The sequence below is a fragment of the Streptomyces sp. NPDC056161 genome, assembly GCF_042268025.1.
GTDB lineage: Bacteria > Actinomycetota > Actinomycetes > Streptomycetales > Streptomycetaceae > Streptomyces.
Window position 1 is genome coordinate 82,216 of sequence record NZ_JBHJUV010000039.1, and the last position, 14,857, is coordinate 97,072.

Below are 14,857 nucleotides of genomic sequence, written 5' to 3' on the forward strand. Positions count from 1 at the left end.
GGCGCCGACAACCGGGCGACCCTGTGGACAGAGAGGGCGGCCCGTGGGCGAAAGGAGCGGGCGTTCCGCCGGATTGTCGTGTTCCTGCTCGGACTTATCCACAGGCTCAAACGGAATCTCATGATCCGCGAGATCGTCTGCGCATGACGAATCACAGCGAACCGACTGGACCTGCCGAAAACAGCGACTTCACGGCGCGGAAAGCACTCGACGGTCGCGCCGGCCACGACACCCAGGTCACCTTGCGCACCCCGGCCGAACTGGCCGACGCCCTGCCGTATCTGCTCGGCTACCGCCCTGAGGACAGCATCGTGCTGGTAGCCCTCCACGACCGGGACGGACGCGGCAGGTTCGGCGGCCGGGCAAGGCTCGGCATCCCGGCGAACAGGGACGACTGGGGAGCAGCCGCCCGGCAGCTGGCACAGGGCCTGGTGACCGGAGGCGAACGCCGAGGAGCCCGCCCCGAACAGATCGTCGCCTACGTCTGCCAGGAACCGGCGAAGGGTGAGTCGGGCCGCGAGGTCATGCTGCGCCTGCAACCGCTCGCCCAACTGCTCCGCACGGAATGCGGTGCTCTGGACGTGCCCGTCATCGAGGCACTGTGCATCTCGGACGGCCGATTCTGGTCATACTGCTGCCCGAGCAAGGTCTGCTGTCCGGACGACGGCTCCCCGATGGGCTTGCCGGGAACCTCCGTGCTGGCCGCCGCCGCGACCTACGCCGGTCTGCACGTACGCGGCACGCTGCGTGAGCTACGGGCCCGGCTGCTGCCCTGGGAGACGTCCGCCGCACTGGCACAGGAGACCGCCCTGGACACGGCGGGCATGGCTCTCGTACCCCGGATCCTCGACGACACGGCCCGGGCGGAGGTGGCGCAGGAAACACTCGTGCTCGCCGAACACGCCCTCGGCCGGTTCGCGGCGGTCACCCCGGTGTCCGGCATGGTCCCCGCGGATCTGCGTGACGACGACCTGCTCACCCATGACGAAGCGGCACGGCTGATCCTCGGCCTTCAGGACCGTACGACCAGGGACCGCGCCGCCGCGTGGATGGAGGGGGACGAGGCCGCGCCGGCCCTGCGTCTGTGGCGTGCCCTGGCCCGTCGATGCGTCGGACCATACGGAGAACACGCGGCAGCACCGCTCACCCTCGCGGGCTGGGTCGCCTGGTCCACCGGCGACGACCTGGAAGCCAGGGAAGCACTGGCAATGGCTCTCGGGGCCGATCCGGACTACCTGTTCGCCCGCCTCCTGCACCAGGCATGCAACGAGGGCCTGGACCCGGAGGCGATCCGTCGCTGTCTGCGCGCGGGACGCGACGAGACGGCGCACACCGAAGCCACCGAAGCCACCGAAGCGCCGACGGGGACGGATCGGGTGAATAGCGTCGATCAGGCTGATCAGGCTGATCAGCCTGGGCAGACCGATCAGGCAGACCGGACCAGTCGGACCGGCCATGCTGATCAGCCCGATCGATGTGATCAGACAGACCGGAAGACGTCCTCCAGCCAGGGCTCCGATAGTCAAGGCCCCGAGGAGTCGAGCCCACGCCGTCGGCGCCGGGTGCGCATCCGGGGCGGCGCCGACGACGATGTCCGTCCGGTACGGGCGAAGGCCCGGCGCCCGGTGGCCGCCTCCTCACACCCGCCCCGGGCCGGGGGCTCCACCCGCCCCGGCGTCCCGGCCCCGGGAGGCCCGCATACACGCGCGGCGGGCAGGAGCGACGGGCGACGAGGTCCCGCGTCCACTGGAGGGACGCGGTCCACGAGCGACGGCCCCGAGGGGGACTCGTGAGGGTCCGCCGGTGGTGCCGTGGCCGATGGCGCGAGGCGGTCCTGGACCGGCTGCGAATCTCCGGCCGGAATCTCCATCGGGTCGGCGGCCTGGTCCGCCGGCCGTTCCGCCGGCCGAGTGGATTGCTGCCTGGCCGTCGAAAACACTTGCTGACCCGCCACCGGGACCGGCAGCCGAACCACGGTCCGGTGCCGATCGGCCGGAAGTGTACGGGCGGCGAGGCCGGACAGGAGCGGTTGCCCAGCCCGAGCCCGGTCGGCGACACCGAGGTGAGGCGTGACCCCGAGCCGCCCCGTTCCGTTCACCTGAGTGGCGGATCGGCCGGACAGGCCGCTCCGTCTCAGTTCCTTCGCCCCTCCGGCGCCCTCCCTCCGGCGCCGTGCACGTCCGAGGCGCACAGCGCGCAGAAGAAGGCGCCCGATGCATCAGCCCACACCGCCCACCGCCGACAACCGACCCGCACTGCCCAGACCCGCGGCGCCCGCACCGCCCAGACCCATGACGTCCGCACCGCGGGGACAGACCCACCGGCAGCACACCCCGCCGACGGGCCAAGCCCTCGATCGACCGCCGCCGTGGAACCGACAGCCGAGCGGATCCACGACCCAGGCCCGCGGTGTCCCCGGCACACCGTCGCGGGGCGGCCCGGCACCTTGGCCCTTGTCCCCACCTCGCCGTTCGACCGACCTGCCACCCACCCATACGGCCCTGATCTGCGTGGCGCTGCCGGGCCTCGCCATCTCGACCGAACAGGCTCAGCTGACCGGACGGGGCCTGGAGGGCTTCTACCGCGCGGGCCGGAGACTGCTGTCCCGATGCCGGCTCCGGATCGCCGGACGCGAACCGCTGGCGGTGCAGGCCGCGATGACCGGGGCCGACCGCGTGCGGTTCTTGGGCACGCTGTGTTCCAGTTCGGCCGCCGGTCCGGATCCGGACGTCCTGGTCGAGCGCGTCCGGTACGCGGACGGCACCGAGCGGATCACCCTGCGCAGCGCGGCCCGTCGTCCACTGCGCCTGCCGGTCGAGGTGGCCCTCGGTACCGATCTCGCGGAGCTCAGCGCGATCGCCTCCGGTGCGGTGGGTGCCGAACTTCCGGCGAGTGTCCACGACTCCGGCCTCCGCTGGACCTGCGCGACGGGGAGCTCATCGGTCACGGCGAACCCGCCCCCCGCCGACGCCCTGGCCTCCGCGGAGTTGCTTCGCTGGGAGATCGACCTGCCACCGGGCGGGACGGCGAGCGTGGAACTGCGGGTACGGCCGGACGGCTCGGGGCCGCTCCGGGCCGTGGGCCATGCGTCGGCGAGCCCGTTGGCGCACGCCCGCGCGCTGGGCGATTTCCCCGGGACCGGCGCTCTGCTGCGGACGAGCATCGAGGATCTGCAGGCACTGCTGGTACGGGACCCGGCGCACCCCACCGACATCTGCCTCGCGGCGGGTGTGCCCTGGCGCTGCGGTCCGGCCCCGGCCGAGGCGCTGGCCGCCGCCCGGATGACGCTTCCCCTCGGCACTCGCCTCGCCGCGGGCACACTGCGGGCATTGGCCCGGACCCAACTGCCGGGCCCGGGGCCGCGGGCCGGCCTCATCCCCGGGCCACTGCGCGACGCGGGCGCCCTCCTGCCACCGGGCTGCACCGGAACCGAGGCGACGCTGCTGTTCCCCGCATTGCTCGCGGAGGCCCGCCGTTGGGGGCTGACGGAACGGGAGACGGGGGAACTGCTGCCTGCGGCCGAGCGCTGCCTGACCTGGCTGCGTCACACCGTGGGCGACGGCACCTACCTCCGCGACCCGCAGCCCATGGGGCCCGCCCGTTGCGAGACTCAGGCACACGCCCACCGGGCGGCGCTGCTCGGGGCCGACCTGCTGGACGCGTACGACAGGCCCGGTGGTGCCTGGCTGCGGCAGTGGGCTCAGGACCTGCGGACGGCGTTCCGAAAGGATTTCTGGGCCGAGGACCGCGGCGGTGGCCGCCCGGTGATCGCCCGTGCCGAGGACGGGCGCCCCCTGCCGCACCTGGGCTCCGCCGCGGCCCATCTCCTCGACACCGGCCTGCTCGGTGCGGGTGAGCCGGCACCCGGCCTGCTCGACAGCGCGCAGACCGCGCAGCTGGCCCGGCTGTTCACCAGCCAGACCATGGACTCGGGCTGGGGGCTGCGAGGGCTGGCCGCCGACGAGCCGGGACACAACCCTTTCGGCCATCGGACCGGGGCGGTGCGCGTCCACGAGACCGCGCTCGCCGTCGTCGGCCTGGCCGCCGCGGGCCACGAGACGGAGGCGAACGGAGTGCTGAGGGGCCTGCTGGCGGCCGCCGAGCACTTCGGGTACCGACTGCCCGAGATGTACGCCGGGGAGCAGCGCACCGAGGGGAGTGCCCCCGTGCCCCACCCTGCGGCCTGTCGGCCCGCGGCCACGGCGGCGGCCTCCGGCGTGCTGCTCCTGTCGGCGCTCGCGGGTATCCGCCCCGACGTTCCCGCCCGGACGATCGTCCTTCGGCCGGTGCAGAGCGTCCCCCTGGGAGAGATCGTCCTGACCGGGCTGAGGGTGGCGGGCGCGCCCTTCTCCCTGCGGATCAGCCGACACGGGCTCGCCATGGTCGAGGAGGCCGCGGACGGCTTGCAACTGGGAGCGTGACCTCGCACGACGCCTTTCGGGTGAAAGAAGTTCGAAGACCTTCGTGGGTCCTCACCGGACCCCAGTGGATCAGCCATCGAAGCGGCCGGCGAAGGGAGTGTTTATCGTCAGGCAGACGACTATGATCGCCGCATGCCCTACGACCCGTCAGCCTTTCCGCCCTTCGCCGTCACCGTGGATCTGGTCGTGCTGACCGTGCGCCGCCACTCCCTGTGTGCGCTGGCGGTGCGCAGGGGCGAGGCGCCGTTCCAGGGGCGGTGGGCGCTGCCCGGCGGCTTCGTACGGATCGACGAGGATCTTGCGCGGGCCGCGGCGCGTGAGCTGGCCGAGGAGACGGGACTGTGCGTGCACGACCCGTCCGCCCCCGTTCAGGACAACGGCGCCCATCTGGAGCAGCTGGCGACCTATGGCGATCCCGGGCGGGATCCACGGATGCGTGTGGTCAGCGTCGCCCACCTGGCGCTCGCCCCCGACCTGCCCGCGCCCCGGGCGGGCGGCGACGCGAGCAACGCACGCTGGGCACCCGTGGAGGAACTGCTCCAGCAGGCCGGCTACGGCCGCGACATCGAGCCGCCGGCACCGCTCGCCTTCGACCATGCCCAGATCCTGGCCGACGGCGTGGAGCGAGCCCGGTCCAAGATCGAGTACTCCTCCCTGGCGACCGCGTTCTGCACGCCCGAGTTCACCGTCGGCGAGCTGCGGCGTGTCTACGAGGCGGTATGGGGAGTGGCGCTCGACCCGCGCAACTTCCACCGCAAGGTGACCGGGACCCCCGGTTTCCTCGTCCCCACCGGCGGGACGACCACACGCCAGGGCGGCCGCCCCGCCCAGCTTTTCCGGGCCGGCGGTGCCACTTTGCTCAACCCTCCGATGCTGCGCCCCGAGGTGTGACACCACATCCCGGCCGGCGGGGGTCGTTTGCCGACCGGTGGGAAGCCGACCTGGGGACTCATCGGCGAGGCTGCGCCTGCGATCCGTCCGCGCTGTCGGCGACGCGCGGCCCCTCGCCCGGTCCGGACCGGGAACGGTCACCGAGTGGAAACCCCGCGTAATGCCCGACAGGAAATAGCCCCACCGAGGGGCAGACAGGGTGATACCCGGAAAACCGGACTCGGCGCGCTATCTTGCTGCAGGTGATCCAGGCCTTCGGACTGACCAGCAACCCCCGCAAGGCGCACCCGCCCGCCGTCAACGACGTCTCCTTCGAGGCGCACGCGGGCCGTGTCACGGCACTTCTGGGTGCGCCGCGGGCGGGCAAGACAACGGCACTCAGACTCATGCTCGAACTCCAACACGGCCGCGGGATCACCCACTTCAGAGGGCGTCCGTTGCACCAGATCTCCCATCCGTCGCGCGAGGTGGGTGTCCTCCTCGGTGACGTACCCGGACATCCGGCCCGCTCGGTGCGCGGGCATCTGCGCATGCTCTGCGCCGCCGCCGGGGTTCCGGCCCGGCGCGCCGACGAGGTTCTCGAAGTCGTCGGCCTGGTCAGTCTGCGGGAAGAACGTCTGGGCACGCTTTCCCGCGGTATGGACCGCCGGCTCGGTCTGGCCTGCGCCCTGCTGCCGGACCCGCACACCCTGGTACTGGACGCCCCCGCGGACGGACTGTCGGCCCGCGAAGCCCGTTGGCTGCACGACATGCTCCGGGCGCACGCGGCCCAGGGCGGCACCGTGCTGTTCAGCACCGCCGAGCCCAAGGAGGCGGCACGCAACGCGGACCGGGTCGTCACCCTGGACCACGGCAGGCTCGTCGCCGACCAGGAGGCCATGGAGTTCGCCCGCACGCGGCTGCGACCCAGGGTCGTGGTCCGCACCCCGCACGCCGCCCGCCTCGCGGCCCTGCTCGTCAAGGAGGCCCGTACCGACCGACGCTCGGTCGAGGTCGTTCACGAGGAGGGCAACCGCCTCTCCGTGTACGGCAGCTCGACCGCCGACATCGGTGACGCCGCCTTCCGCCACGGCATCCTCGTCCATCAACTCGCGGACGAGGTGGGCGACATGGGGCCCGGTGCCGGAACCCGAACGGCGGACGGGGAACGCCCGGCCGTCCTGTCTGGGGAACCGGGCGTGCCGCTGGCGACGGATGAGCGGCCCGGCGGGCCGCAGTCCGAGGACGGTCCGCCGGGAGACGAGCAGGGTCGAAGCCCGGCGAATCCGGACCCGGAGGATGTCCGGTTGCAACCGGGCTACGGCGGGTCCGTCCTGGAGCGACCGTGGGCCGGCCACGAAGCGGCTCCGGAGACGGAGCCAGCCCCCGCCGACGAGCCGCTACCCGCGAGAGTGCCATCGGTCGTGATGTCCCGGGACCTGCCCGCCTTTCCCGTCGCTGAGGACGCGCGGATCAACGCCGACGGTCACCTGGACCCCGACGGCCGCCTGCTGAGCGGCGTGAAACCGGCCGTACGCACGGCCGAGGTGCCGGGAACGCCTGGGACCGGGCCCACACCCCCGCTCGCCGCGCAGGCCCCCGACGCGGCGCACACCGCATCCCTCCGCGCCGCCGACTCCTCGACGCCGGACCTGCCCGGTATTCCCGGCACACGGGCCCACGCGGACTCCTCGCCCTCGCCGGACGGGTCGCTCACCGCCGATGCCCTGTCCACCCTGCCGCCCCCGATCTCCGTCCGCCCCGCCCCCAGCCCCCTCCGCCCCCTCCGCTACGAGTTGCGCCGCGCCACCGGGATCGGCACGGGCTTCCTCACCTGCGGTGCCGTGCTCGCGCTGTCCGCGCTCATGGCCGTCCTGCTCGCCCGTATCGGCCACACGCCGCAGGCACGGCTGTTCGCGGCATGGCCGCGGGAGGTGCCGCTGCCGCCCGCGGCGCTCGGCGCGGGACTGCTCGGTGCGCTGGCCTTCGGGGACGAGTTCCGCCACCCCGCCCTGGCGGCGGACCGCGGCTCCGTGCCCCGCCGACTGGGGCTGCTCACCGCGAAACTGCTCGTCTCCGGGGCCACGGCGCTGGCGCTGGGCTTCCTCACCGTGGGCTGCGACGCCGAAGTGCTCTACGTCGTCTACGGACGGGAACTGGCGGAAGTTCCCGCCGACTGGCTCTCGCTGGGTGCGAGTTGGTTCGGACTCGTGATCGGGTGCGCCTGGGCCGGAGTGCTGGCGGCGGGCATCTTCCGGTCCACCACGGCAGGGCTCGCAGCGGTGCTCGCCGTACCGGTCGTGGTCGTCCCCCTCGTACAGAAGGCGCTGGCAGGCCCGACCGTGCGGACCGCGGCGGACTTTCCGGTCCGGATGCGGGAGGTCCTGCTGCTCCAGTGGCCCTTCGGGGGAGAGCGGTACCTGGCCGCTGCGGCCCGGGTGCTCGTCCAACCTGTGGGCGGCGCCCTGACGTTGTCCCTGACCGCTCTGCTCTGTGCGTATCTGCTCGCGACCCTGCGCAGCAGGGTCAGATGACGACCGTCCGCGCGCTTCCGATCCCAGCGTGTGCACAACTCCCCGGAGCGCGCCCATTTCTTTCCGATAAGGCGTCAATTGCGACGGGGTGAGCGATCACCCTTTCGTGTGCTTTTCACCAAAGACCTCAAGGGAGTTGGAGACAGCGCCGACAAAGGATCCGTGAGTACCCTTGCGCACACCATGATGACCGCCGCCCGCTCCACCGACTCAGGTCTGGTCGGCCCGGGCGAACTCGACCGCTACCCCTACGCCGAGGGCCCAGCCGCCGACCGGGTCGGAACGCCCGCCTGGGACGGCGCGGACCCCGAACTCGGCCGGGTGGGACGACGTGCCGCGGGCAGCCGCGGACGCGGCCTGCACGGCCAACTCGTCCAGCAGTTGGGACAGATGATCGTCTCGGGCGACCTGGGAGCGGACCGCCCGCTCGTCCCCGAGGAGATCGGCCAGCGCTTCGAGGTGTCCCGTACCGTCGTCCGTGAGTCCCTCCGCGTCCTGGAGGCCAAGGGCCTGGTGAGTGCCCGCCCGAACGTCGGAACCCGGGTTCGCCCCGTCAGCGACTGGAACCTCCTTGACCCGGACATCATCGAGTGGCGCGCGTTCGGGCCGCAGCGCGACGACCAACGCCGCGAGCTGAGCGAACTGCGCTGGACGATCGAACCGCTCGCCGCGCGTCTCGCCGCGGGGCACGGGCGCGAGGACGTCCAGCAGCGCCTCTCCGACATGGTCGAGATCATGAGCCACGCCATGGGGCAGGGTGACGCGCTCACCTTCTCCCGTGCCGACGCCGAGTTCCACACGCTGCTCATCCAGATCGCGGGCAACCGCATGCTGGAGCACCTGTCGGGCATCGTGTCGGCCGCGCTCCAGGTCTCGGGCGGGCCGGTCACCGGCTGTGACCGGCCCAACGATGCCGCCCTGGCCCAGCACGCGCGAATCGTCGACGCGCTCGGCACCGGCGACGCCGCCGCGGCCGAGGCGGCGATGCGTCAACTGCTGACCGTCCACCCCGAGGTGGAGCGTGTGGTGCCCGCGCCGCGCGAGCACTGACCGCGGACCGCGGGCGCCGCGGACGGAGCGCACCGCCCCCTGGCGGCGGCGCCGGGCCAGGGAACCGTCCGTCGCCGGACCTCACCGGGTCCCTCCCTGCCCGGAGGGGTCCGGCGGGGCCCGGCGGTCTTCGGTGAGGTTGGGCCGTACGGCGACGCGGCCCGCCGGGCGGAGCGGCCCCGACCGGCACACCCGCCGACCCCCTCTGCCCGTGTCTGACCGTTTTTAAGTGCTTACGGGGTGTGACTCGGGCCACGAAGATTGGGCGTAACGCTCGGGGGATCAGTGCGATGACCTAAGAGGTGACAGTCGTGGAGGGAATACGGACGCCATGAACGGCGCTGTGAATCTTCCCGGCATCCGCCCGTGCCGTCGGCCCATCCCCAGGCCGGTGGTCGGTTCCTGTCCGTCATGGACGGGGCCGGAAGCCGTTTTCCAACGTTCCGAGAGGTTGTTCGTGTCGGCCAGCACATCCCGTACGCTCCCGTCGGAGATCGCCGAATCCATCTCTGTCATGGCGCTCATCGAGCGGGGAAAGGCTGAGGGGCAGATCGCCGGCGACGATGTGCGTCGGGCCTTCGAAGCTGACCAGATTCCGGCCACTCAGTGGAAGAACGTACTGCGCAGCCTCAACCAGATCCTCGAGGAAGAGGGTGTGACGCTGATGGTCAGTGCCGCGGAGCCCAAGCGCACCCGAAAGAGCGTCGCAGCGAAGAGTCCGGTCAAGCGCACCGCCACCAAGACGGTCGCGGCGAAGACGGTGACCACCAGGAAGGCCACCGCCGCCACGGCTGCCCCGGTCGTGCCGGCCGAGTCCGTCGCTGTCGAGCCTGCCGGGGAAGTCGCGCCTGCCAAGAAGGCCGCAGCCAAGAAGACGACCGCCAAGAAGGCCGTCGCGAAGAAGGCCGTGACCAAGAAGACGGCGGCCAAGAAGACCACCGCCAAGAAGGACGACGTCGAGCTGCTCGAAGAAGAGGTGCTCGAAGAGACCAAGGGCACCGAGGAGCCGGAGGGCGCCGAGAACGCGGGCTTCGTGCTGTCCGACGAGGACGAGGACGACGCTCCCGCGCAGCAGGTCGCCGCCGCCGGTGCCACTGCCGACCCGGTCAAGGACTACCTCAAGCAGATCGGCAAGGTCCCCCTGCTCAACGCCGAGCAGGAGGTCGAACTGGCCAAGCGCATCGAGGCGGGTCTGTTCGCCGAGGACAAGCTGGCCAACGCCGACAAACTCGCTCCCAAGCTCAAGCGCGAACTGGAGATCATCGCCGAGGACGGCCGCCGCGCCAAGAACCACCTCCTGGAGGCCAACCTCCGTCTGGTGGTCTCCCTGGCCAAGCGCTACACCGGCCGCGGCATGCTGTTCCTGGACCTCATCCAGGAGGGCAACCTCGGCCTGATCCGTGCGGTCGAGAAGTTCGACTACACCAAGGGTTACAAGTTCTCCACGTACGCCACGTGGTGGATCCGCCAGGCCATCACCCGCGCCATGGCCGACCAGGCACGCACCATCCGTATCCCGGTGCACATGGTCGAGGTCATCAACAAGCTCGCGCGCGTGCAGCGTCAGATGCTCCAGGACCTGGGCCGCGAGCCCACCCCGGAGGAACTGGCCAAGGAACTCGACATGACCCCGGAGAAGGTCATCGAGGTCCAGAAGTACGGCCGTGAGCCCATCTCGCTGCACACCCCGCTGGGCGAGGACGGCGACAGCGAGTTCGGTGACCTCATCGAGGACTCCGAGGCCGTCGTCCCGGCCGACGCAGTCAGCTTCACGCTTTTGCAGGAGCAGCTGCACTCCGTCCTCGACACCCTGTCCGAGCGCGAGGCGGGCGTCGTCTCGATGCGCTTCGGTCTCACCGACGGGCAGCCGAAGACCCTCGACGAGATCGGCAAGGTGTACGGCGTGACGCGCGAGCGCATCCGTCAGATCGAGTCCAAGACGATGTCGAAGCTGCGTCACCCCTCGCGTTCGCAGGTGCTGCGCGACTATCTCGACTAGTCACCGACGCCCGTCCCGACCGCCTCGGCCGGTCACGAACGACGGCGGCGAAGGCCCGGTCTTCCCACACGGGGAGCCGGGTCTTCGTGCTGCGGGTCGACGCGCCCTGCATGACTCTGGGTGTCCCAAAGGCACTCAGAGTGAGGAGCGTGCATGCGTCGCCCCATCGCGCGAGCACTGATCCGGCCGCTGGTCCTGGCGGCCACCGCGACCGCCATACCGCTGGCCGGCGCCGCCCCCGCGGTGGCGGACGGCGTTGTCGTCGGCGGCTTCCCCGCTGACGTCTCACAGAGTCCCTGGACGGTCGCGCTGGCGAGCCGTGACCGGTTCGGGGGTACGCGGGCCGGGCAGTTCTGCGGTGGCGTGGTGATCAGCAGGACCACCGTGCTGACCGCGGCCCACTGCATGACCGAGGAGGTCCTGGGAACGCTGCCGAGCCAGGCGCACGACCTCAAGGTCATCGCGGGCCGTACGGACCTGCTGTCGACCCAGGGCGAGGAGATCGCCGTACGCGAGATCCGGATCAATCCGGGCTACGACGCGGACAACAACGTCGGTGACTTCGCCGTGCTCACCCTCGCCACCTCGCTGCCGCGGAGCGACGTCGTCGACATGGCGCCGGCGGGCGACCGGGCCTACGCGCCGGGCACGGGCGCCACCGTGTATGGGTGGGGTGATCTGACCGGCGCCGGGAACTATCCGCGGCGGTTGCATGGCGCACGCGTGCGCGTGCTGCCCGACGCCCAGTGCGCGCACGCGTACCCAGGCGGGATCGACGGAACGTATCGCGCCGACACCATGCTGTGCGCGGGAGAGGCCAGGGGTGGCCCGGACGCCTGCCAGGGCGACAGCGGAGGGCCGCTGGTCGCCGAAGGGCGGCTCATCGGACTCGTGTCATGGGGGAGCGGCTGCGGGCGGGCGGGGAGCCCCGGTGTGTACACCCGCGTCTCCGAAGTCGTCAGGGCGCTGGACGCGGGTACCGTCCATGCCGCGCGAACGCCGCACACGGGCGTCTGACGGCCTCGGACCGGCCGCCCGGGGTACGGGTGGCCACGACGACGGGCGGCCGCTCCTGGCGGAGCGGCCGCCCGTTCACCGGCTTGTGCCGAGACTGGCTCGTCGTGGCTGCGCGAGGTGTCAGCGCTCTTCTTCGGAGGCGGATGCCGGAACGGTCGTCAGCCGCTCCGTCTCGTCCTGTATCTCAGCGGCGATCTTCTTGAGTTCCGGCTCGAACTTGCGGCCGTGATGGGCGCAGAAGAGCAGTTCGCCGCCGCTCAGCAGGACGACGCGCAGGTATGCCTGGGCGCCGCAGCGGTCGCAGCGATCGGCGGCCGTCAACGGGCTCGCGGGGGTCAGAACAGTAGTCACGTCGCCTCTTCTCTAGCTCGACGAGCTGTCGTACCAGGGTCAACATCCAACCAGCCCGAAAACGTTCCCGCTCGTGGCTTCTCCTCGAAAAAAATCTTTCCGGGGCGGCTGTCTGCTGCCGGTCTGGCGGCGAATGTGCCGTATTACGTGTCTATGTGTCTTACGGGTTCGCGCTGTTTATCGGGTTTCGGTCCCCCCGGCTGGCTTGCCGGTTGTGCAAGAGGACGTGCCCGGAGCCTAAATGGTTCATGCCTCGAAGGGAACGTGATATGTACTTCACTCCATGGGGGGATCGAACACCCATGCGACCCTCGACTAGTCTGAGTTCAGACGAGGGTGGCGTTACAACGGCTCTACCTGGCCTCGGTACCCTCTTGGCGGCGACCGAAGCCGCGCCCTTACCCAGAAGGGCCCCACCTGAAATTCAGCGAGGAGCGAACCGCGTGACCGCCGATACGTCCGTGCCGTCCACTGCGCTGCTGGCAGGAGCAGACTTGGACGGCTCCAACTACACCGCGCGGCACCTGCTCGTCCTTGAGGGTCTTGAGGCCGTGCGCAAGCGTCCGGGCATGTACATCGGTTCTACCGACAGCCGCGGGCTGATGCACTGCCTGTGGGAGATCATCGACAACGCCGTGGACGAGGCCCTCGGCGGCTACTGTGACCACATCGAGGTGATCCTCCACGACGACGGTTCCGTGGAGGTGCGGGACAACGGCCGTGGCATCCCCGTGGACGTCGAGCCCAAGACCGGCCTGTCCGGCGTCGAGGTCGTCATGACCAAGCTGCACGCCGGTGGCAAGTTCGGCGGCGGCTCGTACGCGGCCTCGGGCGGTCTGCACGGCGTGGGCGCCTCCGTGGTCAACGCGCTGTCCGCCCGCCTCGACGTCGAGGTGGACCGCGGTGGCCACACCCACGCCATCAGCTTCCGGCGCGGTGTCCCGGGCGCCTTCGCGGCGGGGGGCCCCAGCGCCAAGTTCGAGGCCAAGAGCGGCCTGCGCAAGACCAAGAAGATCCCCAAGACCCGCAACGGCACGCGCGTGCGGTACTGGGCCGACCGCCAGATCTTCCTCAAGGACGCCAAGCTCGCCCTGGAGACGCTGCACCAGCGCGCCCGCCAGACCGCGTTCCTCGTACCCGGCCTGACCATCGTCGTACGCGACGAATTCGGTCTCGGCGAGGGCGGCAGCAAGGGTGAGGAGTCCTTCCGCTTCGACGGCGGTATCAGTGAGTTCTGCGAGTACCTGGCCACGGACAAGCCGGTCTGCGACGTCCTCCGCTTTTCGGGCCAGGGCATCTTCAAGGAGACTGTTCCGGTCCTCGACGAGCACGGCCAGATGACGCCTACGGAGGTCACCCGGGAACTGGGTGTGGACGTCGCGATGCGCTGGGGTACCGGCTATGACACGACCCTGAGGTCCTTCGTCAACATCATCGCCACCCCCAAGGGCGGTACCCACGTCGCCGGCTTCGAGCAGGCCGTCACCAAGACGATGAACGAGGTGCTGCGGGCCAAGAAGCTCCTGCGCGTCGCCGAGGACGACATCGTCAAGGACGACGCCTTGGAAGGGCTCACCGCAGTCGTCACCGTGCGCCTGGCCGAGCCCCAGTTCGAGGGCCAGACCAAGGAGGTCCTCGGGACGTCCGCGGCCCGCCGCATCGTGAACACCGTGATCTCCAAGGAGCTCAGGGCGTTTTTGACCTCCACGAAGCGGGATGCCGCGGCACAGGCGCGGGTGGTCCTGGAGAAGGCGGTCGCCGCGGCCCGTACGCGCATCGCGGCCCGCCAGCACAAGGACGCGCAGCGTCGCAAGACGGCCCTGGAGTCCTCGTCCCTGCCCGCCAAGCTCGCCGACTGCCGCAGCGACGACGTCGAGCGCAGCGAGCTGTTCATCGTCGAGGGAGACTCCGCGCTCGGCACGGCGAAGCTCGCCCGGAACTCCGAGTTCCAGGCTCTGCTGCCGATCCGCGGAAAGATCCTCAACGTCCAGAAGTCGTCCGTGACCGACATGCTGAAGAACGCCGAGTGCGGCGCGATCATCCAGGTCATAGGAGCGGGCTCGGGGCGGACGTTCGACCTCGACGCGGCGCGGTATGGCAAGATCATCATGATGACGGACGCCGACGTCGACGGCTCCCACATCCGCTGCCTGCTGCTCACTCTGTTCCAGCGCTACATGCGTCCCATGGTCGAGGCCGGCCGGGTGTTCGCCGCGGTGCCGCCGCTGCACCGCATCGAGCTCGTCCAGCCGAAGAAGGGCCAGGACAAGTACGTCTACACGTATTCGGACCGTGAGCTGCGCGACAAGATCATGGAATTCCAGACCAAGGGTGTCCGGTACAAGGACTCCATCCAGCGCTACAAGGGTCTGGGCGAGATGGACGCCGACCAGCTGGCGGAGACGACGATGGACCCGCGCCACCGCACCCTGCGCCGGATCAACCTGTCCGACCTGGACTCCGCCGAGCAGGTCTTCGATCTGCTGATGGGCAACGACGTCGCTCCCCGCAAGGAGTTCATCTCCAGCTCGGCGGCGACGCTGGACCGCTCGCGGATCGACGCGTAGCCGACCGGCTGCGAAGCGTGGCAGCGGGCTGGCTGCGGCCCCAGGGGC

Annotated in this window: 9 protein-coding genes; 8 read left to right on the forward strand and 1 reads right to left on the reverse strand. The window is 70.8% G+C overall.

Features of this window, described 5'->3' with window-relative positions:
* Positions 1-143 precede the first annotated feature (143 nt).
* From ACFC09_RS30860 to ACFC09_RS30890, 7 genes are all read left to right on the forward strand, one after another.
* Complete coding sequence (locus tag ACFC09_RS30860) at positions 144-1,793, forward strand: DUF4192 family protein (protein WP_376533632.1); 1,650 nt, start codon at positions 144-146, stop codon at positions 1,791-1,793.
* A 498-nt stretch (positions 1,794-2,291) separates the two neighbouring features.
* The gene (locus tag ACFC09_RS30865) at positions 2,292-4,421 is read left to right on the forward strand and encodes a glycogen debranching N-terminal domain-containing protein (RefSeq protein ID WP_376533633.1); all 2,130 of its coding nucleotides are present in this window, start codon (positions 2,292-2,294) and stop codon (positions 4,419-4,421) included.
* A 132-nt stretch (positions 4,422-4,553) separates the two neighbouring features.
* Positions 4,554-5,312, forward strand: coding sequence for an NUDIX domain-containing protein (locus ACFC09_RS30870; protein ID WP_376533634.1), 759 nt, complete (start codon positions 4,554-4,556; stop codon positions 5,310-5,312).
* A gap of 242 nt (positions 5,313-5,554) precedes the next feature.
* On the forward strand, positions 5,555-7,825 hold the full coding sequence (locus tag ACFC09_RS30875) for an ATP-binding cassette domain-containing protein (protein ID WP_376533635.1): 2,271 nt from the start codon (positions 5,555-5,557) through the stop codon (positions 7,823-7,825).
* Positions 7,826-7,987: 162 nt separating this feature from the next.
* The gene (locus ACFC09_RS30880; RefSeq protein WP_376533636.1) at positions 7,988-8,875 is read left to right on the forward strand and encodes a FadR/GntR family transcriptional regulator; all 888 of its coding nucleotides are present in this window, start codon (positions 7,988-7,990) and stop codon (positions 8,873-8,875) included.
* Between the two features lie 457 nt (positions 8,876-9,332).
* Positions 9,333-10,874, forward strand: coding sequence for an RNA polymerase sigma factor (locus ACFC09_RS30885; RefSeq protein WP_376533637.1), 1,542 nt, complete (start codon positions 9,333-9,335; stop codon positions 10,872-10,874).
* A gap of 153 nt (positions 10,875-11,027) precedes the next feature.
* Positions 11,028-11,891, forward strand: coding sequence for a S1 family serine peptidase (locus tag ACFC09_RS30890; protein WP_376533638.1), 864 nt, complete (start codon positions 11,028-11,030; stop codon positions 11,889-11,891).
* 120 nt (positions 11,892-12,011) lie between these two features.
* Here ACFC09_RS30890 and ACFC09_RS30895 read toward each other — a convergent pair whose 3' ends face one another.
* Positions 12,012-12,242 (reverse strand): hypothetical protein, encoded by a 231-nt coding sequence (locus ACFC09_RS30895; RefSeq protein WP_079309265.1) that lies wholly within the window; start codon positions 12,240-12,242, stop codon positions 12,012-12,014.
* Positions 12,243-12,685: 443 nt separating this feature from the next.
* On the opposite strand from ACFC09_RS30895, the gene ACFC09_RS30900 reads away from it, so the two are divergent.
* Positions 12,686-14,809 (forward strand): type IIA DNA topoisomerase subunit B, encoded by a 2,124-nt coding sequence (locus tag ACFC09_RS30900; RefSeq protein ID WP_376533639.1) that lies wholly within the window; start codon positions 12,686-12,688, stop codon positions 14,807-14,809.
* Positions 14,810-14,857: the final 48 nt, after the last annotated feature.